The organism is Variovorax gracilis, from assembly GCF_030317115.1.
Taxonomy (GTDB): Bacteria; Pseudomonadota; Gammaproteobacteria; order Burkholderiales; family Burkholderiaceae_C; genus Variovorax; species Variovorax gracilis.
Map to the genome: position 1 here is coordinate 835,208 of NZ_JASZYF010000001.1, position 26,301 is coordinate 861,508.

Genomic DNA, 26,301 nt, shown 5'->3' on the forward strand with positions numbered 1-26,301 from the left:
TTCTTGTCTCCTCCAGTGCGAGGGGCAAGGCGGTCGCACGCCCTGCCCCGCCCCTTGCGTTGCCGGTCAGGCGAAGTCGAAGTTGGCTGCCACCACAGAGGCGTTCGCAGTGAAGACGCCGATCAGAGTCAACTCTCCCGCCGCCGTCTCCCCGCCTCCGGCCTGGACCCACTGCCAGAGGGAGAAGCTGTTGCCGTTGGTGTCGTTGACGACCAGCAACGCGTCCTCGCCGTTGGCGGCGGTGATGGCGAACTCGGCGTTGAATGCCGCCGACACCAGCGCAGCGTTGCCGAGGTTCGCCGTGGTCACACCTTCGTTGTTGGCCCCGGTCAGCAGCAGGGCCTCGGCATCGCCGTTGCCCTGCCCGACCGTGATGGTGACCGTGCCGGCGGCACCGTTGCCCGTGGCAAACAGGAAGTTGTCGTTGTTGTTGCCGTCATCCCAGGCCGTGTTGAGCGCGCCGGCGAACTCGATCCGGTCGTCGCCCGCCGCGGTCGGCCCATTGGCATCGAAGTTGGTGACGACATCGCCGAACTCGTTGGCCGCGCTGAACCTGAAGATGTCCTGCACGTTGTCGTTCGCCGCGCCCGAGTTGAGATTGTCGGCACCCACGCCCCCAATGATGATGTCGCCTCCGGCCCCGCCGTTGATGGTGTCGTTGCCGTCCCCGCCGATGAGCGTGTTGGCGCCGGCGTTGCCCGTCAGCGTGTCGCCGGCTGCGCCGCCGGTCACGTTCAGGATGCTCGCGATCGACGTGAAGCCCGATGCGGTGCCTGCCAGCAGGTTGACATTCACGGCCGTCGCGGACGTCCCGTACGACAGCGTGTCGGCATTGCCGCCGAGATTGACGGTGATGGACTCGACGCCGGTGACGGTTCCGCCTTCGAAGGACGTGATGGCGCCGTTGTAGATGACATCCAGGACATCGTTGTTTGCCGCGCCCGTGATGTTCAGCGTGTCGTTTCCGGCCCCGCCGATGATCGTGTCGGCACCACCACCGATCGTGTAGTTGAAGGTGTCCGCACCGCCGCCGCCGTTCAGGACATTCGCCGCGGCGCTGCCGGTGATCGTGTCCCCGCCGGCGCCGCCGGTGAAGTTCTCGATGGCGACCACAACGTCGGAGTTGGCCGCGTTGTTGCCCGAGCCGCCGACGATGATCGGCGCCGCCCCTCCCAGGTTGACCGTGAGCGCCGCGGTGTAGGCCGAGTAGTTGGCAGTGTCCGAGCCGCCGCCGCCATCGAGCGTGTCGCGCACGTTGTCGATCGTGGCGATCAGCGTGTCGTTGCCCGCTCCGCCGCTCAGGAGATTGACGACTCCGGCGGCTGCTGTCCCGCTGGCCGTGAGCGTGTCGCCGAAGGCGCTGCCCAGAAGGTTCTCGATGCTCGCGAGCGTGTCGCTGCCCGCGCCGACGGTCGCTTGCGCCCCGGCGATGGCCAGGGATACCGTCACGCCTGCCGTCGCCGTCGCATAGCTCGCCGTGTCGCTGCCGCCGCCGCCCGTGAGGACGTTGTTGCCGGCATTGCCGGTGATGACGTTGGCCGCCCCGTTGCCTGTGCCGTTGATGTTGCCGGTGCCCAGCAGCGTCAGGTTCTCGACGTCCGCGTCGGTGATGACGTACGTCACGGTCGATTGCACGGTATCGATGCCGCCGCCCACGCCCTCGGCGACGGTGTCTGTCGCACTGTCGACGAGGAAGGTGTCGTCGCCCGCGCCGCCGTTCATCGCGTCGTTGCCGAGGCCGCCGTCCAGCGTGTCGTTGCCGTCGCCGCCGTTCAGCGCATCGTTGCCGATGCCGCCGACGAGCGTGTCGTTGTCGTCGCCGCCGTTGAGCTGGTCGTTGCCGTCGCCGCCATCCAGCGCGTCCGCACCCAGGCCGCCGTTGAGCGTGTCGTTGCCGCCCAGCCCGCTCAGCGTGTCGGCCAGGTCGCCGCCGCTGATGACGTTGTTGAGCGTGTTGCCGGTGCCGATGAACTGGTCCGCGTCGATGCCGGTGTAGGTCAGGTCCTCCACGTTGGCGATGAGTTCGAGCGAGTAGGCGGCCAGCTCGGTCTGGATCTCGTCCGTACCCGCGGCCGCCGCTTCGACGACCACGTCGGCCACATCGTCGACGATGTACGTATCGTTGCCGGCGAGGCCGACCATCGTGTCGGCATCGAGTCCGCCGTCGAGCACATCGTTGTCGCCGGCACCGGAGCCGCCCACCAGCAGGTCGTCGCCGGCCCCGCCGTTGAGCGTGTTGTCGCCCGTGGCGCCGAAGATCAGGTCATTGCCGCTGCCGCCGGTGATCACGTCGTTCACGCCCTGCTCGCCGGCGATGAAGTTGTTGACCGTCGAAGCGGAGAGGTCCCTGCCGCCCGCCGCGTCCACCCTGCTGACCAGGTAGTCGTCCACGCCGAGCAGATAGCCCGCGTAGCTGCCGTCGTTGAAGTTGATGCGCTCCACGCCGGTCTGCGGGTTCGCGCCGGTGTAGTGGCCGTTGACGGTGACCGTCTGCCCGTTGAAGCTGACAATCAGGCTGCCGTTGGCCGTGCCGGTGTTGTTGTCCTGCGCATTGAGGCTCGTGAACGCCGTGCCGGCCGCCTGGATCACGATGCGGTCGGCCGTGCCGCCACTCGTCGCGTTGACCGGTTCGTTGATCGTGTCGTTGCCATCCGCCAGGCCGAACACATAGGTGTCGTTCCCCAGCCCGCCGTTGAGCGTGTCGTTGCCGGCGCCGCCGACCAGCACATCATCCCCGGCGAGCCCGTTCAGGACATCGTTGCCGCCCAGTCCGAGCAGCAGGTCGTTGCCGGCGGAGCCGGTGAGCGTGTCGTTGCCATTGGTGCCGGTGACGATACCGAGCGTGGCGTCGGCGAACTGCAGTCGCTCGACGTTGCTCAGCGTGTCGCGGCCTTCGATCGGGTCCACGCCAATGTCCGTCACCGTGAGCCTTCCGTTGCTGTCGGTGCCGAATGCGTAGTTGGCCAGCGGGCCCAGGTAGGCGACCGTATCGATGTCGCCCGCCGTCTCATCCGTCCGGATCGTGCGGACGATGGCAAGTTGACCGGGATTGATCTGCCCCGCGAACATGCTGTTGACCAGCGTCTTCATGCTGTTGTGAAGCGCGATCGGGGTGCCTGTATGTCCGGGGTCGTTGGCCGCGAAGACGCCGATCTGCACGTCGAGCCACTTGTCGCCGTCGATGATGTCGTCCCCGCCGCGGCCCATGATCAGGTCGCTGCCGTCGCCGCCGAGGATGATGTCGCCCGCGATGTAGCTCGTGACGCCGGCGCCCAGCACGGCCTGCAGGCCAGCGATCCGGGCGATGCCGGCCGAGTCCAACGCGCTGCCCGCGTAGCCCTCCGTGCCGCCCTGGGCAAACGGAAGGCGCTCTTCGGCGATCGTGTCGGCCCCGGTCAGGATGTCGTTGAATCGCGTGCCGGACAGGCCTTCGACCGATTCATAGCCGTCGAGCGTGCCGTTCTGCGGCGGATTCGGGTTCTCGTCGAACACGATGGCGCGGGTCAGGTCGGCATCCACGCCGAAGGTGTTGTCCTTGTAGGTCACCCAGTCCCAGCCGGACATGCCGGCCAGCTTGCCGCGGCCGGGGCTGCCCACCATGATGTCGTCGCCGCCCTCGGCGATGAACTCGTCGAAGCCGCCGTCGCCGAGGAACACGTCGTGGCCCACGATGCCGTCGCGCGCAAAGATCTCGTCGAAGCTGTCGCCGGGCGCGCCATCGAAGGTGCCGGTCTCGATCCAGTCGTCGCCTTCGTTGCCGAGAATGCGTTCGGCGTTCTTGCTGCCGAGGATGAAGTCATTGCCTTCGCCGGCGAAGACTTCAGAGCCCGCGTCGGTGCCCAGGACGATGAAGTCCTGGCCCTTGCCGCCCATGATCAGGTCCAGCCCCGGGCCGCCGTGGACCACGTCGTTGCCGTCGCCCGCCTTGATGTTGTCATCGCCACCGAGGTCCCGGACGATGTCGTCGCCGGCTCCGGCATTGATGATGTCGTTGCCCGCGCCGCCTTCGAGCGTGTCGTTGCCGCCGTCGCCGTGGATCGCGTCGTCGCCTTCGCTCGCGATGATGATGTCGTTGCCCTCGGTGCCGCCGAGGACGACGTGCTGGTCGCCCGTGTACCGCAGGTAGTTCGCGTCCGGTCCGACCGTCGAAGGATTGTTGCGGACCACCAGAGGCGTCAGGATGCCGCCGCCGGTCGGGTCGGCCTGCTCGAGCGTGCCATTGCCGTCGAGATCGTTGTACTGCCTCGTCTGATCCACTTCGAGCGCCAGGCCCGGCGTCGAGAACACGTCCGACGGCAGGTGCGTCGCGTTCGTGTTGGTCATGATCATTTCAGCGAAGGAGTTGTTCTCCATCTCGCCGAACAGGTGCAGGCCGTCGAGCCGCTGCAGATAGTAGAAGCGGTCGCCGTTCTGCAGGCTCTCCATCTGGTTCTCGAACACGAAATTGAACGTCGAGCCGAGCATGCCGCCAAACGGAAGGATCTTCTCGGCGAGGCCGCCGATCCACAGGTCGACGTTGTCGAGGCCGCCGAGCGCGTTCCCGGCACCGTATGCGCCCGCGCCATTGAGGAAGTCCTCGGCGTCCGCCGGAACCGCCAGGCCGCCGACCGATGCCCCGGTGATGATGGTCAGGGCCGCGTCGCGCTTGCCCTGGATCGTGGACTGGCCGGTGATGAGTGCGTGGTTGCCGTAGGCCGCGATGAAGTTGATGATCGACGCTTCGTGCTTGAGGTTGCCGGCGAAGTCGACCCAACTGTCGTAGGGTCTCAGCTCGGCGGCGTTGTTGGTCGCGTCGTAGAACTCGCGCCGGGCAGCGTTGAGCGACGGCACGCCCGTGTCGCGGCCCCGTGCCAGGTTGATGGTTGCGAGGTCGAGCGGCAGCCCGAGCAGGTTGTTGCGCAGCGCGCTGGTCACGAACTCGTCGATCTCGTTGCCGACCTGCCGCGTCATGCCGCGGATGATCGCGCCGGCCGCGACGTCGTCGGTGATCGCGTGCTCCGAGTCGAACGCGACCGGATTGAGGAAGCCCTGGATCAGGCCGATGTCCTGCGGGTTGAAGTTCGGATCGAAGCGATCGATCGACTCGGTCAGCATCGAGTGGCCGAAGCGATACACCACGTGCGCGAACTCGGCGACGATCGACGGATCGATCGTGACGTCGAAGCCGTCAGGCACGACGAAGGGATTGATCTGCGGCTGGATCTTGCGCGCGAACTCCTCGAACACCAGATGCTGGTACTGCATCTCGGTCGTGAACTTGGCGGACTGGAACAGGCGCTCGCCGTCCCAGACCAGCGAGCCGAGGTCCGCCGGCAGGGCCGCGACGTCTTCGAGCAGCCATTCGTTGAGGAAGGCCAGGTCCCCGCCGGCCGCGGTGGAGAGGATGACTTCCTTGTTGTGATCGACCATGCGGTTGTGCTCGGCATGGAAGACATGGTGGACGGCAGTCAGGCCGATGTTCTCGTTCACGCGGCCATCGCCGGCGATGAAGTGGGCGTCGAGCAGCTCGTTGTCGTACTCGGTGTCGCCATTGCCCGGGTTGCCCAGGCCGATCGTGATGTCGCCGTCGGCGATCTTGCCGATCGGGACGGCCTCGTGCGCGATGTCCGCCAGGAAGGCATGGCCGGTGCGCAGCGCGAGCACCGTCGTCGGATTGACCGGAGCGTCCGGTGTGCCGGAGACGACGATGTCATCCGCCGTGTTCGGAATGCCATCTGCGCCGATGCCCGTGATGACCTGCGCGAACCCGGTCAGCGGGTCGGGAATGAAGTTGCCGTACTGGTCCGTCCTGAGCAAGGGCACGCTGCCCACGTCGAAGTCGGTCAACTGGATGCCCAGTAGCAGGGCTTGCGCCTTCACCTCGCCCCAGGTCGCCATGCCGCCGTTGCCGCCTTCGATCAGCTTGCCGGTGGCGACCGGCTGGCCGTCGGCGTTGTTCACGTACTGGCGCAGGAACACCTGATGCGAGGAATGCGAGGTGTAGGTCTGGTTCTGGTCGACGAAGGACGTGGTGGTGTTCACCGGGCCCACGTCGTCCGCTGTGCCCATGACGCCGTCCGCTCCGGCGGAAACGGTGGCGCGCGTCAGCACCATGAAATTGGTCGCGCTGCCGGGAACATAGAGCGGATCGTCCGGCTGCAGGGGAATGAACACGGTGCCGCTGCCCCCCTTGTTGACGAGGTCGAGGCCATGGTCGAAGAACTGGCCGAACAGAGTGAACCATGAGTTGAACGACGCCGAGAGGCCGACGTCCGGCGACACGTTGGGCAGGCTGACGTTGTCGCCTTCCATCACGATGCCGAAGGGTTCGACGGCGGCGTCGCGTACCGCGCGGGCCTCTTCCAGTGCGGCGACCGTCAGAGCGTGAGCGGCATTCGCCGCAGCCAAGGCGTCGAGGGCTGCCTGCTCCTCCAGCCCCGGCGGCGTGTTGGGGTCGCCGTCACCGAGTTCCTCCGCAGCGGCGCGGGCGTTCTGCGCGACCACGCGGGCCTGGTACTCGGTATCGGAAGCCGGCTTGAAGGCCTGGTAGATGGCGGTGACGGCCGCGAGATCCGCCATGGCATTGGCCGAGCCCGCGCGGTCCAGCGCGGTCAGGATCGCGGCCGGGTTGCCCAAGGTCTGGTCGACGAGCAGGTTGGAGATGGTGCGTACGCTGGAGTCGACGACGAAGGAGCCCGGATTGTTGGTCGGGTTGTAGTTCGGTGCCGTCGGTATGGCGGGGGCCGGGCCGGGTCCGTCGAAATCCAGCGGCGTGCCCGCGGCGGGCCGGTACACCGGATCCATCAGCGACGGGAACTGCTGATCCGCCGCGCCCCACGTCTCATGAAGGAGGTTGTTGTACGTCCCGTCCACCGTCCGCAAACCCCAGCTGATGTTGTACGCCGGCACCAGACCGCCGGGTCCGAACAGCGGCTGCCCCGCGGCGTGCGCCTCCGAGATCTTGATCTGCGCGAGGATGAACTCGAGGTCTGCTTGATTGACGGTCACTGACATGTTGCGTCTCCTCTGGGGTGGTTGTTTCCGATAGTTCGAAAGCGTTACTTCCGCCACAGACAGTCTCAGTGCCGACTCTTAAGAACTCCTTAAGTGATGCGTGGTAACTCGCCAAATATGCTAAGAAAAAAGGTTTGCTATTTCGCATAACCTTCCCATACATTCGATACCGCTGGTTGCGTAAAGCAACGCGGCATTCGACCGGCGGCGGTCACTGCGCAAGCGAGGACCGTCGACGAGCCGACATCGGTCCAGAGAAGATCAATGTCCGGAGGAGACGAAAAATGCAGACGTCGAAAGACCTTTCTCGAATCGCGTGTGGCTGGCGTTCCCCTGTGCGGACCCCCCGCTCACGCCAGGTTTTCCCGCAACCGCCCAACTCCTTGCACGCCGCGGCCCTGCGTTACCTGCACGGGCAACGGCACAAGTTGCGTCAATAGCGCCACCGGGCGGCTACGCCTTTTCGTAAAGGCTGTCCAGTCGCTTGCACCACAAGCCGGCAAGCATTCGTAACTCGGTTTCGACCGGGTGACGGGGGTGGATTCTTGCGCGCGGCGCTTCTTCATCCATTCAAGGAGAACGTATCCATGCGTCACGACCTGTCACGCCGCCACGCCACACAGGCGACAACGTCGATCGCGCTGCTCCTGGCGCTCGCCGCAGCGCCCGCCGAAGCGCAGAGCCTCGTCGACCTCTACCGGTCGGCGCAGGGCTATGACGCCGTCTATCAAGGCGCGCGTGCCCAGTACGCGGCGAGCGTGGCCAGGGCGGCGCAGGCGCGCGCCGGCATCCTGCCCGCTGTGGGCGTCACGGCAGGCGCCTCATTCACCGAACAGGACCTGACGACCGACAACAACTCGCTCTCGCGCGGTTTCAATGCGCAGAACGCGGGCATCAACGCGACCCAGCCCTTGTATCGACCCGCCAATTGGGCCGCCTACCAGCAGAGCAAGCGACAGGAAGAGATTGCCCGCGCGCAACTGACGCTGGCCGAGCAGGACCTCGTGGTGCGCGTCAGCCAGGCCTACTTCGATGTGCTCGCGAGCCAGGACAGCCTCGCGCTGGTGCGGGCCCAGAAGATCGGCGTTGCCGAGCAGCTCGCCTCGGCCAAGCGCAACTTCGAAGTCGGCACCTCGACCATCACCGACACCCGCGAGGCGCAGGCGCGTTTCGATCTCGTCGTGGCACAGGAGATCGCGGCCGAGAACGACCTGCAAGTCAAGAAGATCGTCCTCGACCAACTGGTCGGGCAGGCCGGCAGCGTGCCGACGCCGCTCGCAGCCCCGGTCGTGCTTCCCGTGGTGACACCGAGCGATGTGAATGCGTGGCTCACGCAGGCCGAGGCCGGGCACCCGGCGATCGTGCAGGCGACGCTCGGAGTGGAGGTCGCGGAGCTCGAGGTCCGCAAGGCCGAGGCCGGCCACAAGCCCACGCTCGATGCCCAGCTCGGCTACAACGTCACCAACAATCCGCAAGGCACCACCACCAGCATCTCGACCGGCAAGGTGCGGGTGCATGCGGCCAGCATCGGCGTAGTCTTCAACCTGCCCTTGTTCGCGGGTTTCGCGACCGAGAACCGGGTGCGGGAAACACTGGCGCTCGAAGACCAGTCGCGCTCCGCGCTCGACAACACGCGACGCAACGTCTCGGTGTCGACCCGCGCCGCCTTCCTGGGGCTGATGTCGGGCGCCAGCCAGGTGAAGGCGCTCGAGGCCGCGGAAGCATCGAGCCAGGTTGCGCTGGACGCCAACCGCCTGGGCTATCAGGTCGGCGTGCGCATCAACATCGACGTCCTCAATTCGCAGAGCCAGCTGTTCCAGACCAAGCGCGACCTGGCGCTGGCGCGCTACAACGTGCTGCTGGGCGACCTGCGACTGCGCCAGGCGAACGGCACGCTGACGCCCGACGCCCTGGTGGCCCTCAACGCCACCCTGGCGCTCGACGGCAGGCCGGCCGTCGACAGCACGGCCCCTGTCGCGCGTCCGCGCTGACCGTGTACTGCCTTGGGCGCGCCCAAGAACGTCATCGAAGTTCCGCTTCCAACCTGAAGACGCTCATCACCTGCGACAGGTCGCCGGCCTCGTGCTGCAGCGATTGCGAAGCAGCGGCGGCTTGCTCCACCAATGCCGCGTTCTGCTGCGTCACCTGATCCATCTGAGTGATCGCCTGGTTGATCTGCTCGATACCCGAGGTCTGCTCCTGGCTCGCCGCCGTGATCTCGCCCATGATGTCCGTCACGCGCCGGACGCTGGCGACGATCCGGTCCATGGTCTGGCCGGCCTCGGCCACCAGCGCGCTGCCCGCGCCGACCTTGTCCACCGAGTTGTCGATGAGGCCCTTGATCTCCTTGGCCGCCGCCGCCGAGCGCTGCGCCAGGTTGCGCACCTCGGCCGCCACCACCGCGAAGCCCCGGCCCTGCTCCCCGGCGCGCGCGGCTTCGACGGCCGCGTTCAGTGCCAGGATGTTGGTCTGGAAGGCGATGCCGTCGATGACGCCGATGATGTCGACGATCTTGCGCGAGGACTCGTTGATCGAGCCCATCGTTTCGACGACCTGGCCCACGACCTTGCCGCCCTCGATGGCCACTTCCGAGGCCGATGCCGCCAGCTGGTTGGCCTGGCGCGCGTTGTCCGCGTTCTGCTTCACCGTGCTGGTGAGCTCTTCCATCGACGCTGCCGTCTGCTCCAGCGAACTGGCCTGCTCCTCGGTGCGCGAGGACAGGTCCTGGTTGCCCGTCGCGATCTGGCTCGAAGCGGCGGCGATCCGGTCGGTGCCCGTGCGCACCTCGTCGACCACCTTTGCCAGGCTGCTGCGCATGTGTTCGATCGCATGCATCAGGCTCGACTCGTCGCCGCCCTTCAGAACCACGCGGGCAGCCAGCTCACCGTTCGCGATGCGGTGTGCGACCTCGGTCGCGGCGGCGGGTTCGCCGCCAAGTTGCCTGAGCAGGTCGCGCGAGATGACCCATCCGAGCAAGGACAGAATGCCAGCCAGCGCCAGCGCCCAGGCCGAAAACTCGATCAGGCGCTGGACGATCGCGGCTTGCACGGTGTCCACATACACGCCGGAGCCAACGATCCAGCCCCACGGCTTGAAGCCCTTGACGTAGGACACCTTGGGAACCGGCTTCTCACTCCCCGGCTTGGCCCATTCGTAGGCCACGAATCCCGCCTCGCTCGCCTTCACCGTCTTCACGAACTCCACGAAGAGCGCCTTGCCCGAACTGTCCTTGTTGCCCGACAGGTCCTGGTTGTCGAGCTTGGGGCTGATCGGATGCATGACCATCCGGGGCTCCATGTCGTTGATCCAGAAATACTCGTTGCCGCTGTAGCGCAGCCCGCGCAGGGTCTGCATCGCCTGGGCCTTGGCCTGGGCCTCGCTGAGCGCGCCGGACTGCGCCAGGCCGTGGTAGTAGGTCAGCAAGCCATGTGCAGTCTCGACCGCCTGCCGCACGCCCGCCTGGCGCTCTTCCATGATGAGCTTCTGCTCGGAATGAAGGAACAGCGCGGTGAGTGCGGCAACGCCGATGATGGCGCCGCAGACGAGAACACCAAGCTTTCTCGCGATGCTCATCGCGCGGAGATTCAGGAAAAGGAACATGCTGGCTCGAACGGTGGAGTGGTTCACTCCGCTATCGGCAGCGGGCGCCGGTCCTGAAGGGGGTGCCGCGGACTGTTACGTTTCAGCCTCGTCCCGGACAGCTCCAGGCCGGTCTACGCCGCCCGGGCATGCCGCTTCAGCTTCAGAGTGCGAAGCCGTCATCGGCCGCGATGACCGCGCCGTTGACGAAATGGCTCTGGCCGCTCGCGAGCAGCACGATCAGCCCATCGAGGTCCTCGGGCTTTCCGACCCGCTTGCGCGGCAGCATGCCCACCAGCTTCTGGCCGCCGTCGGTGACCCAGTGCTCTTCGTTGAGCTCGGTCGTGATGTAGCCAGGGCACAGGGCGTTGACGTTGATGCCGAAGCGCCCCCATTCCAATGCCATCGCCTTGGTCATCTGCACCACCGCCGCCTTGCTCATGCAATAGACGCCGATCTTCGGCAACACCTTGAGTGCCGCCACCGACGCGATGTTGATGATGCGCCCGCCGATGTAGGTGCCCGGCGCCGCTCCCTTGGCGCGCGCCAGCATGCGCTTGCCCACCGCCTGCGCCACGAAGAATGTGCCCTTGACGTTGGTGTCGAAGATGAAGTCGTAGTCGTCGCCGGACACCTCCTGCAACCGCTGCGTGGTGCTCACACCCGAGTTGTTGACAAGGATGTCGATCGGACCGACCTCGGTTTCGGCGCGCGCCACGGCGGCGTTGATGCTGTCGATGTCGGTCACGTCGAGATCGACCACGTGCGCGTCGCCGCCTTCGCCTTCGATCCGTGCGCGCAGTTCCTTGAGCTTGTCGGTGCTCCGGCTGGCCAGCACCACCGCGGCGCCGGCACGGGCCAGGGTCTTGGCGAACTGGGCGCCGAGGCCGCTCGATGCACCGGTGACAAAGGCCACCCGGCCTGAAAGATCGATGCTGTAAGCCATGGGGATGATCCTGTTGGAGTCGCCAATGCGACGGCCCGGAACGCATGCAACCGACGCATAAAATGACCCGGCCCACCGCGGTGCCTCGCACCCTCAAATCATTATCGACGAGACCCACATGACGCACGACGAAATACTCGCCCAGTTCGGACCCCGCGAAGCCATGGAATACGACGTGGTCGTGGTCGGCGCCGGCCCCGCCGGCCTTGCGACCGCGATCCGGCTGAAGCAGCTGGCCGCCTCGCATGGCAAGGACATCTCTGTCGTCGTGCTCGAAAAAGGCTCGGAGCCGGGCGCGCACATCCTCTCGGGCGCGATCATGGACCCGCGCGCGCTGTACGAACTGCTGCCCGACTGGGAAGAACTGGGCGCGCCGCTCAACCAGCCCGTCACGCAGGACACCTTCCTGCTGATGACCGAAACCGGCGCCACACGCGTGCCGAACTTCATGTTGCCCCCGAACTTCCACAACGAAGGCAACTACATCGTGAGCCTCGGCAACGTGGTGCGCTGGCTGGCCACGCAGGCGGAAAACCTCGGCGTCGAGATCTTCCCCGGTTTCCCCGCGGCGGAGGTGCTCTACACCGAGGACGGCAAGGTGCGCGGCGTCGCCACCGGCAACCTCGGCATCGGAAAGGACGGCGAACCCACCGAGAACTTCCAGCTCGGCATGGAGCTGCTCGGCAAGTACACGGTGTTCGCCGAAGGCGCGCGCGGCCACCTGGGCCGCCAGTTGATTGCCAAGTACAAGCTCGACGAGGGCAAGGATCCGCAAAGCTATGGCATCGGCATCAAGGAACTGTGGGAGATCGACCCCGCACGCCACGAGCCCGGCCTGGCCGTGCACACCGCGGGCTGGCCGCTGCCTTCGGACACCTATGGCGGATCGTTCCTGTACCACGCGGAGAACAACCAGGTCATCATCGGCTACGTGGTCGGCCTCGACTACCAGAATCCCTACCTGAGCCCCTTCGAGGAGTTCCAGCGCTTCAAGACGCACCCGAACATCCGCTGGTACTTCGAAGGCCAGGACAAGGGCCTGAAGGCACCCAAGCGCCTGAGCTATGGCGCGCGCGCGATCACCGCGGGCGGCCTTCTCTCCTTGCCCAAGACCGTGTTCCCGGGCGGCATGCTGGTGGGCTGCGAGGCCGGCTACCTGAACGCGAGCCGCATCAAGGGAAGCCATGCCGCGATCAAGACCGGCATGCTCGCCGCCGAGGCCGCGTACGACGCCGTGACGATGGGCCGCCAGCACGACGAACTCAACGCCTACCCCGCCGCCTTCGAGCGGAGCTGGCTGCACGCCGAACTCAAGAAGGCGCGCAACTTCAAGCAGTGGTTCAAGAAGGGCCTGACGGTCGGCACGATCATGACCGGCATCGAACAGTTCGTCCTGCGCGGGCACATTCCATGGACGCACCATCGGCACCAGTCCGACAACGAGCGGCTCAAGCGCGCGTCGGCATCCAAGAAGATCAACTACCCCAAGCCCGATGGCAAGCTGACCTTCGACCGGCTCTCCTCGGTGTTCATCAGCAACACCAACCATGAGGAGAACCAGCCGGCGCACCTGACGTTGAAGAACGCCGCGGTGCCGACCGAGATCAACCTGCCCGAGTACGCCGGCCCCGAGAGCCGCTACTGCCCTGCCGGCGTCTACGAGTTCGTGCCCGACACGAACACCGGCAAGGAGCGCCTGCAGATCAACGCGCAGAACTGCGTGCACTGCAAGACCTGCGACATCAAGGACCCGACGCAGAACATCGTGTGGGTCACGCCCGAAGGCGGCGGCGGACCCAACTACGTGGGGATGTGACCGGACGATCGGCCGGGCTTACTTGCCGATCAACTGGGTGAGCCGGTCCGCCTCGAAGGACTCGTCCTTCGCCGCGTCGCACGGCACGCAGTCCTTCTTGCCGGGCTGCGCCGACAGGCTCTCGATCGCCTGCCACAGCAGCGCGATCTGGTGATCCTGGCCCGATGCGATGTTGATCAGGCCCTTCATCGCCTGGCTCACGGGGTCGTCCTCCAGCGTGACGCCATAGGCTGAGAATTTGGCGCCCGGCTGGGCCAGGTCGGCGCTCTCGCCGGTCTTGGAGGGGATGATCCGCGCCGGTATGCCCACCGCCGTCGCGCCGGCGGGCACCGGCTTGATGACCACCGCGTTGCTGCCGATCTTGGCGCCGTCGCCGACCTCGAACCCGCCCAGCACCTTGGCGCCGGCACTGACCACCACGTTGCGGCCCAGCGTGGGATGGCGCTTGGCGCCCTTGTAGAGCGAGGTGCCACCCAGCGTCACCCCCTGGTAGATGGTGCAGCCATCGCCGATCTCCGCGGTTTCGCCCACCACGACGCCCATGGCGTGATCGAAGAACACGCGGTCGCCGACGATCGCGCCGGGGTGGATCTCGATGCCGGTCAACCAGCGCGAAATGTGCGAGATGAAGCGGCCGAACCACTTGAGGCCGTGGGTCCAGCACCAGTGCGCCAGCCGATGCAGCACGATGGCATGCAGGCCCGGATAGAGGGTCAGGACTTCCCAGCGCGTGCGGGCCGCCGGATCGCGGTCGAGGATGCACTGGATATCGGAACGCAGCCGCGAGAACATGCTTGCTTGTTGTTATATGGATATGGGGCGGGCAGTCTATAACCCCGGGTCTTCGCGTACAGGGGATGGGGTTTTCGGGCCGCCTCGCGCTGCGTCGGTCATGGCCTTGGCGATGCCGCGCAGGATGTGGATCTCTTCCTGCGTCGGCTGGGCCCGGTTGAACAGCTGCTGCAATCGCGGCATCAGCTTCTTGGGAGCTTCCGGGTCCAGGAAACCGATGTCCACGAGCGAGCGCTCCCAGTGGTCGAGCATGCCCGCCACCGCTTTCGCATCGGCCGCGCGCACCGGCGCGGTCGCATCGCGCACCTCGTAGCCGCCGAGGGCCAGCCGCCATTCGTAGGCCACCACCTGGATCGCGGCGCCGAGATTCAGCGAGCCGAATTGCGGGTCGGTCGGGATGCTGAGCGCCACATTGCAGCGGTACACGTCCTCGTTGCGCATGCCGAAGCGCTCCGAGCCGAACAGGAAGGCCACGTGCTGCTCCTCGCCTTCGGCGAGCGGCTCCAAGTGCTCGCGCGGCGTGCGGGTCGGCGGGCCGAAGTCGCGCGGCACCATCGCGGTGGCGCACAGGTGCGTGACGCCGTCCAGCGCTTCATCCAGGGTCTCGACGATGCGGGCGTTGGCCAGGACATCGAGCGCACCGCTCGCGCGCTGGATGGTTTCCTCGCGCCGCAGCACGTTGGCCCAGCGCGGCGCGACCAGCACCAGGTCGCCGAAGCCCATGGTCTTCATGGCGCGGGCGGCAGCGCCGACGTTGCCGGCGTGACTGGTCTGGATCAGGATGAATCGGGTACGCATGGAAGATCGAAAAAAGGGGCCGCAAGTGCCGATGCAGCGGAGCCGGTAAAATCCCCCGATTCTCGCTGCCCGCATCGCCGGGCCGCTTTCCAGGGGGCCGCATCCACATACCGCCCTTTATCGTTCTTCACACAATTCATGTCGTCCCCCAACCTGCACCCCATGCTCAACGTGGCCATCAAGGCCGCACGCGCCGCCGGCGCCATCATCAATCGCGCCGCGCTCGACGTCGAAGCCGTGCGCATCTCGCAGAAGCAGGTCAACGACTTCGTGACCGAAGTCGACCACGCGAGCGAGCACGCGATCATCGAGACGCTGCTCACCGCCTACCCGGGGCACGGCATCCTGGCCGAGGAATCGGGCACCCAGCACGGGGCCAAGGACTCGGACTACGTGTGGATCATCGATCCGCTGGACGGCACCACCAACTTCATCCACGGCTTCCCGGTCTACTGCGTGTCGATCGCGCTGGCGGTGCGCGGGAAGATCGAGCAGGCCGTCATCTACGACCCGAGCCGCAACGATCTGTTCACGGCCACCAAGGGCCGCGGCGCCTACATGAACGATCGCCGGCTGCGCGTCAGCAAGCGCACGCGCCTGCATGAATGCCTGATCTCGACGGGCTTTCCGTTCCGCACGGGCGACAACTTCAAGCAGTACCTGGCCATCATGGCCGACCTGATGCCCCGCGCGGCGGGCCTGCGGCGCCCCGGCGCGGCAGCGCTCGACCTGGCCTACGTCGCTGCTGGCTTCACCGACGCCTTCTTCGAGACCGGCCTCAACATCTGGGACGTGGCAGCCGGCTCGCTGATCGTGACCGAGGCGGGCGGCCTGATCGGCAACTTCACCGGCGAGCCCGACTTCCTCGAACAGCGCGAATGCCTCGCGGGCGCCCCACGCATCTACGGCCAACTGGTGCCGCTGCTGGCCAAGTACTCGAAGTTCGCCAGCGTGGATGACAAGCTGCGCGCCAGCGACCGCGTGCGCGCCGTCGACCCGTCGGTTTCGGCGGCCGACACTTACGCGCGCAGCACGGTCGACATGGTCTCCGATACCGAAGAGACGACCGAAGCCCCCGCGGACAAGGCACCCGTGCAGCGCAAGCTCACGCGCATCCGCCGCGAGGCACCCGCCACGCCCGCCGAGGGCGACGCCCCCGCCAAGTGATGCACGCGCATCGCGCGGCCGCAGACCGTAGCCGCGCCGCGATGCGCGTGGCGTTGAGCCAATACATCGCGAATGGCGTGTCGGTCGCCTTCGGGCTGATGCTGATCTCGGGGGGCGTGCACCTGTTCCTGGGCACGCTCGCGGCGTCCGCCGCCTCGGTCGGCGTGATCGTCACGGCACCGCCCGATCTCGCCGCCCCGCGCCGCGGCAAGTTCTTCCAGATGCTCCCGGCGCCGCTGATCGGGCTGCCGCTGTTCTTCTGCGTCCAGTTGCTGCATGCGGCACCGTTGCGCCTGGGCCTGTTGCTGGTGCCCGCGACCTTCATCGCCTTCCTGGCGATGGCCTGGGGCAAGCGGGGCATCCCGATCGCCATCGCGGTCATGTTCTCGATGATTTTCTCGATGGCGACGCCCACGCCCACAGGCATGGCGGAAGCCGTGGAGCGCACGCTGTACTTCGGCCTCGGCGCCGGTCTGTACGTCATCTACGCGACGCTCGCGAACCTCGCGCTCAACGCCCGCTACCGCGTGCAGACGATGGCTGACCTGTTGCTGTCGCTGGGCGCGCTGATGCGCACCGAGGCCTGCCAATTCACGCCCGTGGACGAATCCGACGACGTGCGCGAAGTGCCCGCCTCGCTGCTCGGCCGTCTGCTGCGCGAACAGGCCGCGCTGGCCGACCAGTTGCAGGCAGCGCGCGACATCGTGCTCGAATCCCCGCGCACGCCGCGGCGGCAGCAGCTTGCGGGCATGCTGATGACGGTGCTCGAACTGCGCGACCTGCTGCTGGCGAGTGAGCTGGATCTGGACGCACTCAAGGCGCATCCCGGCCATGCCGCTGCACTGGTCGAGATGCGGCGCATCCTCGAAGAGCTGGCCGACGACACCATGGCGCTCGCAGACGCGCTGCTGCTCGGCCGCCAACCGGCCGTGGTGGTCGACCGCCGCCCCCAGCTCGCGGCCATCCACCTCACCGAAGACGCAGCGCCGAAAGGTGGCTACACCGGCCCCACGCCCGCCGTGCTCGCCCGCGGGCTGGCGAGCCGCATCGGCCACATCAACGACGAGGTGCTGCGCCTGTCGGCACTGGCGCGCGGCGACATCGAACCGGACCTGGCCGTCGTACGCGCCAGTTGGCAGATGTTCGTGAGCCCCACCGACTGGTCATGGCGGCCCTTCCTCGCGCTGTGGAACTGGGACGCGCCTCCGCTGCGCCATGCCATCCGGGCCGCGCTCTCGATCGCGGCCGGCTACGGCATCGCGCTGGCGATGCCCTGGGGCTCGCATGACTACTGGATCCTGCTGACCATCGTGGTCGTGCTGCGCGGCAGCCTGTCGCAGACGCTGGAACGCCGCAACAGCCGCGTGGCCGGCACCTTGCTGGGCTGCGTGTTCGCGGTCGCGCTGCTTTCCGCACACCCGACGCCGCTGGCGTTGCTGTTTGCCATGACGCTGGCGCAGGCGATCGCGCATGGATTCGCGGTGCGCCGCTATCTCATCACCTCTGTCGCGGCCACGGTGCTCGGGCTGGTCCAGGCGCACATGCTGAACACCGGCATGAGCACCACTTTCGCGCTCTTCGAGCGCGTGGCGGACACGCTCATCGGCGCCGCGGTGGCATGGGCCTTCTGCTACGTGCTGCCCTCGTGGGAGCGCAGCCAGCTCCCCGCGCTTGTCGCACGCACACTCACCGCGCAGGCACGCCACGCACGCCTCGCGCTGGGACTCGGCCAGCTCCGGTCGGTGGACACCAGCCCCGAACTCGAATGGCGGCTCGCGCGCCGGGAAGCCTACGACAGCCTCTCGGCGCTGGTGCAGGCCACTCAGCGCTCGCTGTCGGAGCCGCGCGCCGTACAGCCGCCGCTCGAACCACTGGAGCACCTGCAGGCCCACAGCTACCAGTTGCTGGCGCAGTTGAGCGCGGTCAAGTCGATGCTCGTGCTTCGGCGCGACCGCCTGACCCCGGCCGAGATCGAGGGACCGCTGGCCCGCACGGCGCAGCGCATCGAGGCCATGATCGGCGCCCCGCCCACCGGCGGCCCCGCGATGCCCGAAAGCGCACCCGCCAACACCCTCGCCGGCCCGATCCCGCTGCCCGACCCCTTCGACAACGACGTCACGCCGTGGCTCCTGCGCCGGCTCGACCTGGCGACCGGCATTGCGGCACAGTTGCGCGACGATGCGGCGCGCATCCTGCAATCGCTCTCGGAGAACGATCCCAAGGCAGCCTGATGGTCAAAGAATTGCTCGCCAACCCGTGGTTCGGCCCCTTCGTAGCGGCCCTGATCGCCGTGCCGCTGGCACTGCTGATCCATCGCGTCGGCGGCATGGTGCTCGAGCGCATCACGCGTTCCGTGCCGGCGCTGTACACGACGCTTCTGCACATCAAGCTGCCGGCCAAGGTGGTGCTGCCGCTGGTCGCCCTGCAACTGATCTGGCAGGCGGCGCCCGAGGATCTGCGCTTCATCGGCAACGTCCGGCACCTGAACGGCCTGCTGCTGATCGCGGCCGGCACGTGGCTGGCGATCCGCGCGGTCAGCGGATTCGCCGAGGGCATGGTCAAGCAGCATCCGTCGGACGTGAGGGACAACCTGGAGGCCCGCCGCATCCTGACGCAGGCGCGCGTGCTGGCCCGCACTGCGAACTCCGTGCTTCTGGTGGCGGGCGGCGCGCTGATGCTCATGACCTTCCCCGGCGCGCGCCAGGTCGGCGCCAGCCTGCTGGCGTCGGCGGGGGTGATCGGTATCGTCGCCGGCCTGGCCGCGAAGCCGGTCTTCAGCAATCTCATCGCCGGCCTGCAGATCGCGCTGGCGCAGCCGATCCGGCTCGACGACGTGCTGGTGGTCGAAGGCGAGTGGGGGCGTGTGGAGGAAATCACCGGCACCTTCGTCGTGCTGCGGATCTGGGACGACCGCAGGCTCATCCTGCCGCTCACCTATTTCATCGAGCACCCGTTCCAGAACTGGACGCGCCACGATTCACAACTGCTCGGGTCGGTCTTCGTGTTCGCGGACTACGGCATGCCGCTCGCGCCGCTGCGGGCCGAGGTGGAGCGCATCGTCAAGGCGGCGCCCGAATGGGACGGCCGCTTCTTCAACCTGCGCGTGACCGACGCGACCGAGCGGACCATGCAGATCCGGGTGCTGTGCACGGCCGCCTCTTCGGCGCTGGCATTCGACCTGCGCTGCACGGTGCGCGAAGGCCTCATCGATTTCATGCAGCGGGAGTATCCGCAGTTCCTGCCGAAGATGCGCTTCGACGGCGAGGCGGCGCTGCAATCCGCCAGGATGAAGGCGGACTGAGGCCGTCGCGCATTCGATCAGCCGGGGCCCGCGCTTCGTCGCCCGCGGTCGGCCTTGGGCAGCACGGCCTCCCCCGCCATGCGCTCCGCGCGCATCTGAAGCACGCGAAGCGATTCGTCCAGCCGTTCGGCAGCGGTGGCGTCCAATGCGCCCATCAATTCGGCGTTGATCCGCGTCACCAAGGGGAACAACTCGTCGTAGAGCCCGCGGCCGCGTTCGGTCAGGGTGAGCTGCACCAGCCTTCGGTCGCCAGCCGGGTGTTCGCGCGACACCAATCCCTTGGCGACCAGGGAACCCAAGGCCTTCGAGGTCCGGGCTCGATCGAGTTGGGCATGCTCGGCCAACTGCGACGAGCTCAGCTCGCCGCGGCTGGCGAGCGTGGCGAGCAGGCGCCACTCGCGCCGCGTGATGCCGAAGCGGCCCTCGCAGAGCTTGATCACCATGCTGCCCGCGACGGCAAGCAGCCGGGAGAGCCGGTACAGGAGCAGGTCGTCAAGCGGTCGAGGTGCGGTCATCTCGGGTTAGTCCGGGGAATGATTGATTAGATCAATTGAATGCCGGGACTCTAAAGTCCCTGGGAGCGTGGGTGCCTCGCCGCCCGCCCGAGATCGAGATCGAGATTGAGATTCAAGGAGACGTTGCCCATGCCGCCACACACATTCGACCGCCGTCACGTCCTCGCCGCCCTGGGCGGCATCGCCCTGGCCCCGCTTGCGCAGGCCTTCACGCCGGGACAGCCGATCAAGGTACTCATCGGCGTTCCCGCCGGCGGCACGCAGGACGTGCTGACACGCGCCATCGCCCAGGAAGTCCGGGACTCGCTCGGCCCCTTGATCATCGACAACCGCTCCGGCGCCGCGGGCCGCATCGCCGTCGAGGCGGTGAAGACCGCCGCGCCGGATGGCCACACCTTGCTCCTGGGCACGGCCGGCATGATGACGATGTTCCCGAACGCATACCGCAACCTCTCTTACGACCCGATCAGGGACTTCGTGCCGATCGTCAACGCGGCCCGGTTCGAGCTGGCGCTGGTGGTAGGCAAGGATGTGCCGGCCAACACGCTGCCCGAATTCCTGGCCTGGGCGAAGTCGCAGGGCGACAAGGTCAGCTTCGCCTCCTACGGCGCTGGCACGCCTTCGCATTTTCTCGGCGAAATGCTCAACCGGTCGGCCGGGCTGAAGATGGTCCACGTGCCCTACCGCGGCTCGACACCCGCCCGGCAGGACGTCATGGGCGGCACCGTGCCCGTCTACTTCGACACCGTGGGCGGCGCCTTGCAGATGTTGCCCACCGGCCGCGTGAAGGTGCTCGCGACCAGCGGCGACAAGCGCTCGCCGCTGATGCCCAGCCTGCCCACTTTTGTCGAGGGGGGGCTCAAGGACGTGGTCGCGACCGCGTGGTTTGCCTACTACGCGCCGCTGAAGACGCCGCAGCCCGTCGTCGACAAGCTGCGCGCGGAGTTCACCCGAGCGGTCAATTCGCGCGAAGTGCGGCAGCAGTTGCTGCAGAACGGCATGTATCCGGTCGGCGACGACGCCAGCGCCTTGCTGAAGACAATGCGTGAGGACACCGCCCGCTGGGGCGGCATCATGAAGGCCGTCAACTTCCAGGCCAGCGACTGAGCGAGTCCTCAACCGGAGAATCCATGTTTCGTCATTTCATCCCGCGCATCGCCGCGACCCTGACCCTTGCTGCCACGGCGCTCGGCGCGCAGGCACAGGCGCTCGAAGGCGGCCCGTTGCGCATCGTGGTCGGCTATGCGGCCGGCGGCGCGACCGATCGCGTGGCACGCATCGTCGGCGACAAGCTGCAGCCCAAGCTGGGCGTGCCCGTCATCGTGGACAACAAGCCCGGCGCCGGGGGCAGGCTCGCCGCGCAACAGGTCAAGGCCACGCCGGCCGGGCAGAACGTGCTGATGCTCGCCAATCCGGCCGTGATGGTCGTCGCGCCGCTCGTGTTCAAGGACAACGGCTACGACGCCGAGCGCGATTTCGTGCCCGTTTCGCATGTCAACGACTACGAATTCGCGCTGGCCGTGTCGACGGCCGTGCCCGTGCGCGAGTTGTCGCATCTGCTCGCCTGGATGCGCGCCAATCCCGAGAAGGCCAACTTCGGCGTCCCCGCGACCGGCAGCCTGCCGCACTTCTTCGGACTCATGATGGGCGAGAAGGCCAAGGTGCAGGCGCAGGTGATCGGCTATCGCGGCTCCGGCCCGCTGCTGACCGATCTCATGGGCGGACAGGTTCCGATCGCGTTCGACACCTTCGACGTCGACCTCCCGCAGCACCAGGCCGGCAAGATCCGCGTGCTCGCAGTCTCGGGCGCCAGGCGGTCGTCCTTCGCGCCGGACATCCCGACCTTCAAGGAAGCGGGGCTCGACCTGGTCGCAACGGGATGGAACACCTTCTTCGCGCCGGCGACGATGCCGCGCGACAAGGCCGCCCGGCTGTCCAAGGCCATCCACGAAGTCATGCAGGACCCGGACACCCAGCGCCGCTTCAAGGATGCGCTGATGACTCCGGTCGTGAGCACGCAGGACCAGACGGCGGCGATGCTCAAGTCGTACCGCGCGCAGTGGGCGCCCGTGGTCCAGAAATCCGGCTACCAGCCCTGACAGCCATGCAGAAACCCAACATCATCTTCATCGTGGCCGACGATCTCGGCTATGCCGACCTTGGCTGCTATGGCGGCCGGGATGCCGCCTTCGGACCCGTGTCGCCGGTGCTCGACCGGCTGGCGGCCCAGGGCATCAAGTTCACGCAGGGCTATGCGAACTCGCCCGTGTGCTCGCCCACCCGCTTCGCCATGATCACCGGGCGCTATCAATACAGGCTGCGCGGCGCGGCCGAGGAGCCGATCAACAGCAAGAGCCGCGGCAGCACATCGCTGGGATTGCCGCCAGAGCATCCGACCCTGCCCTCGCTCTTGCGCGGTGCCGGTTACCGCACGGCCCTCGTCGGCAAGTGGCATTTGGGGTACCCGCCGGCCTTTGGACCGTTGCGGTCGGGCTACGAGGAATTCTTCGGGCCGATGTCGGGCGGCGTCGACTATTTCACGCACTGCGATTCCAGCGGCAGGCATGACCTGTGGTTCGGCGAGGAAGACTGCCAGCAGGAAGGCTACCTGACCGATCTGCTCTCGCGGCGCGCGGTCGACTACGTGGAGCGCATGGCGCAACAGGAAGCCCCCTTTTTCCTGAGCCTGCACTACACCGCGCCCCATTGGCCGTGGGAAACGCGCGAGGACGAGGCCAAGGCGCCGACGGTGAAGAACAACCTCTTCGACCTCGCGGGCGGCAATGTCCAGACCTATCGCCGCATGATCCATCACATGGACGAAGGCATCGGCTGGATCATGGCGGCGCTGGAGAAGCACGGCATGGCCGACAACACCCTCGTCGTCTTCACCAGCGACAACGGCGGGGAACGCTTCTCCGACAACTGGCCGCTGGTCGGCGGCAAGATGGACCTGACCGAGGGCGGCATCCGCGTGCCATGGATCGCGCACTGGCCGAAGGTCATCGGCGCGGGCGGCGAGAGTACGCAGCCGTGCATGACGATGGATTGGTCGGCGACCATGCTCGAGGCGGCGGGCGTGCCTACGCATTCGCAGTACCCGCTCGACGGCGTATCCCTGCTTCCGGTGCTGCGCGATGCTTCGCGGACCTTTGCGCGCGCCCTGCACTGGCGCATGAACCACCGCGGACAGCGCGCGATGCGTGACGGCGACTGGAAATACCTCCAGGTCGACGGCAACGAATACCTCTTCAACATCCCGGCCGACGAGCGCGAGCGTGCCAACCAGGCGCACAGGGAGCCCGGGCGCCTGGCCGCGATGCGCGACGCCTGGCTCGCGTGGAACGCGACGATGCCGCCGATTCCAGAGGATGCGACGGTGAGCCTTGGCTACTCCGTCAAGGACATGCCGCAGCGATGAGCCGGACAGCAAAAAGCCCCTCGCGAGGGGCTTTTTTGCGACGGCGCTGCGGGATCAACTTGCCTTGAGTGCCAGTGCAGGCTGCTGGGCCGAAGCGCGCAGGAAATGCACGGAGCGAACCACGGCATCGAAGCCGTTGGCGAGGACCTTCAGCGCAGGGCGGGCCAAGGACGGTTCGTCGCGGCCGATGTGGCAAGCGTCGTTGCTGGCCAGTTCACGCTCGAACGAGTCGGTGAACTTGGGGTTGCGAGGGAAGTACCAGTTGGAAGAGGTCATGGGCTGTATTCTAAGGGTTTACCCTAGACTTTTCAAGCCCGCCCCGCAACGAGTGGCGGCGAACCGGGCAGTTCATCACGGCCGGCGCTGCTACAGCGCCCGTACCGGCATGCACAGTTCACAAGCGAAAGCCCCCGTCTTTTCGTCGATGGCGAAGTCCTTGCCATAGACCTCCATCGGCGGCGCATCGTCGGCCTGATAGCCGCTGTCGGGCAGCCAGTCGCAGAGTCGTACCCACGCCGCGTGGATTTCCGACGCCGTGCCCGCGTAGGCAACGCATGCAAAGCGCCCACCGCCAAGGGTCTGCACGCCGATCTCGCCTTCGGGGCGGAAACCCTCGTCGACCTCGATGCACGCGTCGTAGCGGCATTTCTCGGGTGGCGTCACGTCTGCGTTGTCATGGCTGATGCCGTACATCACCCGGCGTGGCTGCATCAGCCCCTTCTGCCCGCACCAGGCCGCAAAGCGTTGCCACGTGCGCGTGATTTCGGGGCTGCCGTAGGGCCCCACCTGCCGCATGTAGGCCACGCGCACCGGCGCAAACGTCTTGAGTTCGACTTTCATCTGTCGGTTTTCTGAATCCGGAGTGAGAGGAACCTGTCCCTTGGGCCAGGAACGCTCATCGTGCAGGAAGGCCTCCGCGACCGCTTGATGCCGGTTGCGGTCCGCTTGATGAATCTTGCCAAGCTGAATCCGGCGGCTCTCCGCCCATGCGCGGAACGCGCCGCGCCGCCAGGCCGTGGGCGTGACCCCGAAATGCGCACTGAACGAGCGCGTGAACACCGCCGCCGATCCGAAGCCGACATCGAGCGCGATAGCCAGCACGGGCTCGGGCGGAACGAACAGCAAGCGGCCCGCCGCCACCTCTAGCCGGCGCCGCCGAACCCGATCGGCCAGCGTTTCGCCGGTCATGGCCTGGAACACGCGGTGGAAATGCCAGGCCGAGAAGTTCGCCACCTCCGCCAGCCTCGCGAGGTCCAGTGGCTCGGCGAGGTGGCTGTCGATGTGGTCGGTCACGCGGTTGATGCGTGCGACGTATGCATGCCGCGAACTGCTCACGCACGGCTCCGTGCGCGCCAAGGTCCCGGGTCGAGCTTGACTCCGACATTATTTCGATATATCTTTATCAAATCAGATAACGACACAGAAAGACCTTCCATGCGAGACTTCAAACGCTTTTTACACGGCACCCGGCGCGGTGAACACGGCGATGGCCTGGGTGGCGGACGTGAACACCACGCCGGCCCGCGCGGCGGGCGCGGCGCCGGTGGCCGGGTGTTCGGCCACGGCGGCCTGCGCTTCGTGCTGCTGCAGCTGATCGCGGACAAGCCCAGTCACGGCTACGAGCTCATCAAGGCCATCGAAGAACGCCTCGGCGGCCGCTACAGCCCCAGCCCGGGCATCGTCTACCCCACGCTCACGCTGCTCGAGGAGCTCGGCTACGTCAGCGTCGATACCGCCGACGGTGGCGGGCGCAAGCGCTACACCGTCACCGACGGCGGCAAGGATTTCCTCACGGCCAACCGCGAGACCACCGACGAGATGATGGCCCGCATGGACGGCGGCGTCGACGGCGCCGGCCCGCGCGCCGGCCGGCCGCCGCAGGTGGTTCGCGCCATCGAGAACCTCAAGCTCGCGATGCGCATGCGTCTTTCGCGGGAACCGCTCACCGAACAACAGGCCCATGAATTCGCCGCGGTGCTCGACAGCGCCGCCCAACAACTGGAACGCATCTAGCCAACATCCGCATGACCGAAACCTCGACACCTTCCACCTCCGCCCCTGACCGCCTGCCGCGCCGCGTGCGCCACGAGCTGCGCTTTCGCAAGCTGCAGGTGCAGCAGGTGCAGCGCGTCACGCCGCACCTGATCCGCGTCACGCTCTCCGGCGACGATCTCGCGGGCTTCACCAGCCCGGGCTTCGACGATCACGCCAAGATCTTCTTCCCCGACGCGAAGACCGGTGCGCTGATCGTGCCGACCGCCGGCCCGGACGGCCCCGTGTGGCCCGGCGGCCGGAAGCCCGCCATGCGTGACTACACGCCGCGCCGCCACGACGCCGAGGCGGGCACGCTCGAGATCGACTTCGCGCTGCACGACGCGGGCCCCGCCACGCAATGGGCCGAGACCGCCCAACCGGGCGACACGCTCGGCGTGGGCGGTCCGCGCGGCTCCTTCATCATTCCGACCGCGTTCGACTGGCACCTGCTGATCGGCGACGACACCGCGCTGCCCGCGATCTCGCGCCGCCTGGCCGAATTGCCGGCCGGGACGCGCGTCGTGGTGCTGGCGGAAGTCGACGGAGAAGCCGATCAGATCGCCTTCGACACACCGGCCGCCCTCGACCTTCAATGGGTGCACCGCCGCGGTGCCGAGCCGGGCGTGGGCTCGCCCCTGCTCGATGCGCTGCGCAAGCTGAACCTCCCGGAAGGCGACTTCCACGCCTGGGTGGCGTGCGAATCGACCGCCGCCAAGGCGCTCCGTGCGCATCTGGTCGGCGAACGCGGCGCCAATCCCAAATGGGTCAAGGCAGCGGGGTACTGGCGCCTGGGCGCGGTCGCCACGCACGACACCCACGAGGATTGAAGCCAGCCCATCCTCCAAACGCGCTATGCCAGGTGATAGTTTGACTATCCCGAATGAGGGGTCGAAAATTCCGCCGCTGAGTACTTAGGCATTAGGAATCGAAGGGGGCTGA

Annotated in this window: 18 protein-coding genes; 10 read left to right on the forward strand and 8 right to left on the reverse strand. The window is 67.1% G+C overall.

Going from position 1 to position 26,301, the window contains the following annotated elements; genetic code table 11:
- Positions 1–66: 66 nt before the first annotated feature.
- Positions 67–6,993, reverse strand: coding sequence for a peroxidase family protein (locus tag QTH97_RS04010; protein ID WP_286566755.1), 6,927 nt, complete (start codon positions 6,991–6,993; stop codon positions 67–69).
- A gap of 587 nt (positions 6,994–7,580) precedes the next feature.
- Here QTH97_RS04010 and QTH97_RS04015 point away from each other — a divergent pair.
- Positions 7,581–8,984 carry a TolC family outer membrane protein gene (locus QTH97_RS04015; protein WP_286566756.1) on the forward strand — a complete coding sequence of 468 codons (1,404 nt, stop codon included), beginning with the start codon at positions 7,581–7,583 and terminating at the stop codon, positions 8,982–8,984.
- A gap of 31 nt (positions 8,985–9,015) precedes the next feature.
- Here the strand turns inward: QTH97_RS04015 and QTH97_RS04020 are convergent, their stop codons facing one another.
- Together QTH97_RS04020 and QTH97_RS04025 are read right to left on the reverse strand one after the other, a co-directional pair.
- A complete protein-coding gene (locus QTH97_RS04020) occupies positions 9,016–10,620 on the reverse strand; it encodes a methyl-accepting chemotaxis protein (protein ID WP_353655617.1) in 1,605 nt (534 codons plus the stop codon).
- A gap of 115 nt (positions 10,621–10,735) precedes the next feature.
- Complete coding sequence (locus QTH97_RS04025) at positions 10,736–11,518, reverse strand: SDR family oxidoreductase (protein WP_286566757.1); 783 nt, start codon at positions 11,516–11,518, stop codon at positions 10,736–10,738.
- A 118-nt stretch (positions 11,519–11,636) separates the two neighbouring features.
- On the opposite strand from QTH97_RS04025, the gene QTH97_RS04030 reads away from it, so the two are divergent.
- Positions 11,637–13,334 carry an electron transfer flavoprotein-ubiquinone oxidoreductase gene (locus tag QTH97_RS04030; protein ID WP_286566758.1) on the forward strand — a complete coding sequence of 566 codons (1,698 nt, stop codon included), beginning with the start codon at positions 11,637–11,639 and terminating at the stop codon, positions 13,332–13,334.
- A gap of 18 nt (positions 13,335–13,352) precedes the next feature.
- Here the strand turns inward: QTH97_RS04030 and cysE are convergent, their stop codons facing one another.
- On the reverse strand, positions 13,353–14,126 hold the full coding sequence (cysE, locus tag QTH97_RS04035; protein WP_286566760.1) for a serine O-acetyltransferase: 774 nt from the start codon (positions 14,124–14,126) through the stop codon (positions 13,353–13,355).
- Positions 14,127–14,162: 36 nt separating this feature from the next.
- On the reverse strand, positions 14,163–14,924 hold the full coding sequence (locus QTH97_RS04040; protein ID WP_286566762.1) for an RNA methyltransferase: 762 nt from the start codon (positions 14,922–14,924) through the stop codon (positions 14,163–14,165).
- Positions 14,925–15,062: 138 nt separating this feature from the next.
- Here QTH97_RS04040 and QTH97_RS04045 point away from each other — a divergent pair, with 138 nt between their 5' ends.
- The 3 genes from QTH97_RS04045 to QTH97_RS04055 are packed head-to-tail and all read left to right on the forward strand — an operon-like array spanning position 15,063 to position 19,392.
- Positions 15,063–16,091: an inositol monophosphatase family protein gene (locus tag QTH97_RS04045; RefSeq protein WP_286566764.1), complete on the forward strand. Its 1,029-nt coding sequence runs from the start codon at positions 15,063–15,065 to the stop codon at positions 16,089–16,091.
- 41 nt (positions 16,092–16,132) lie between these two features.
- Positions 16,133–18,322 carry an FUSC family protein gene (locus QTH97_RS04050; RefSeq protein WP_286567097.1) on the forward strand — a complete coding sequence of 730 codons (2,190 nt, stop codon included), beginning with the start codon at positions 16,133–16,135 and terminating at the stop codon, positions 18,320–18,322.
- Positions 18,322–19,392 (forward strand): mechanosensitive ion channel family protein, encoded by a 1,071-nt coding sequence (locus QTH97_RS04055; RefSeq protein WP_286566765.1) that lies wholly within the window; start codon positions 18,322–18,324, stop codon positions 19,390–19,392. The genes QTH97_RS04050 and QTH97_RS04055 overlap by 1 nt, the downstream gene beginning before the upstream one ends.
- Positions 19,393–19,409: 17 nt before the next feature.
- On the opposite strand, the gene QTH97_RS04060 is transcribed toward QTH97_RS04055, so the two are convergent.
- Positions 19,410–19,907 (reverse strand): MarR family winged helix-turn-helix transcriptional regulator, encoded by a 498-nt coding sequence (locus QTH97_RS04060; protein ID WP_286566767.1) that lies wholly within the window; start codon positions 19,905–19,907, stop codon positions 19,410–19,412.
- A gap of 129 nt (positions 19,908–20,036) precedes the next feature.
- Here QTH97_RS04060 and QTH97_RS04065 point away from each other — a divergent pair, with 129 nt between their 5' ends.
- From QTH97_RS04065 to QTH97_RS04075, 3 genes are read left to right on the forward strand one after another with little or no spacing between them, the layout of a single operon-like run.
- Positions 20,037–21,014, forward strand: coding sequence for a Bug family tripartite tricarboxylate transporter substrate binding protein (locus QTH97_RS04065; RefSeq protein WP_286566768.1), 978 nt, complete (start codon positions 20,037–20,039; stop codon positions 21,012–21,014).
- A gap of 23 nt (positions 21,015–21,037) precedes the next feature.
- Positions 21,038–22,006 carry a Bug family tripartite tricarboxylate transporter substrate binding protein gene (locus tag QTH97_RS04070; RefSeq protein WP_286566769.1) on the forward strand — a complete coding sequence of 323 codons (969 nt, stop codon included), beginning with the start codon at positions 21,038–21,040 and terminating at the stop codon, positions 22,004–22,006.
- Positions 22,007–22,011: 5 nt separating this feature from the next.
- Entirely contained in the window at positions 22,012–23,328 is a 1,317-nt protein-coding gene (locus tag QTH97_RS04075; RefSeq protein WP_286566770.1) for a sulfatase family protein, read from the forward strand.
- Between the two features lie 54 nt (positions 23,329–23,382).
- On the opposite strand, the gene QTH97_RS04080 is transcribed toward QTH97_RS04075, so the two are convergent.
- Positions 23,383–23,604: a hypothetical protein gene (locus QTH97_RS04080; protein ID WP_286566771.1), complete on the reverse strand. Its 222-nt coding sequence runs from the start codon at positions 23,602–23,604 to the stop codon at positions 23,383–23,385.
- A gap of 90 nt (positions 23,605–23,694) precedes the next feature.
- The gene (locus tag QTH97_RS04085; RefSeq protein ID WP_286566772.1) at positions 23,695–24,663 is read right to left on the reverse strand and encodes an AraC family transcriptional regulator; all 969 of its coding nucleotides are present in this window, start codon (positions 24,661–24,663) and stop codon (positions 23,695–23,697) included.
- A gap of 99 nt (positions 24,664–24,762) precedes the next feature.
- Between QTH97_RS04085 and QTH97_RS04090 the strand changes: the two genes are divergently transcribed.
- Positions 24,763–25,341 carry a PadR family transcriptional regulator gene (locus QTH97_RS04090; protein ID WP_286566773.1) on the forward strand — a complete coding sequence of 193 codons (579 nt, stop codon included), beginning with the start codon at positions 24,763–24,765 and terminating at the stop codon, positions 25,339–25,341.
- Positions 25,342–25,352: 11 nt separating this feature from the next.
- Positions 25,353–26,189, forward strand: a complete 837-nt coding sequence (locus QTH97_RS04095) for a siderophore-interacting protein (RefSeq protein WP_286566774.1) — start codon at positions 25,353–25,355, stop codon at positions 26,187–26,189.
- Positions 26,190–26,301: the final 112 nt, after the last annotated feature.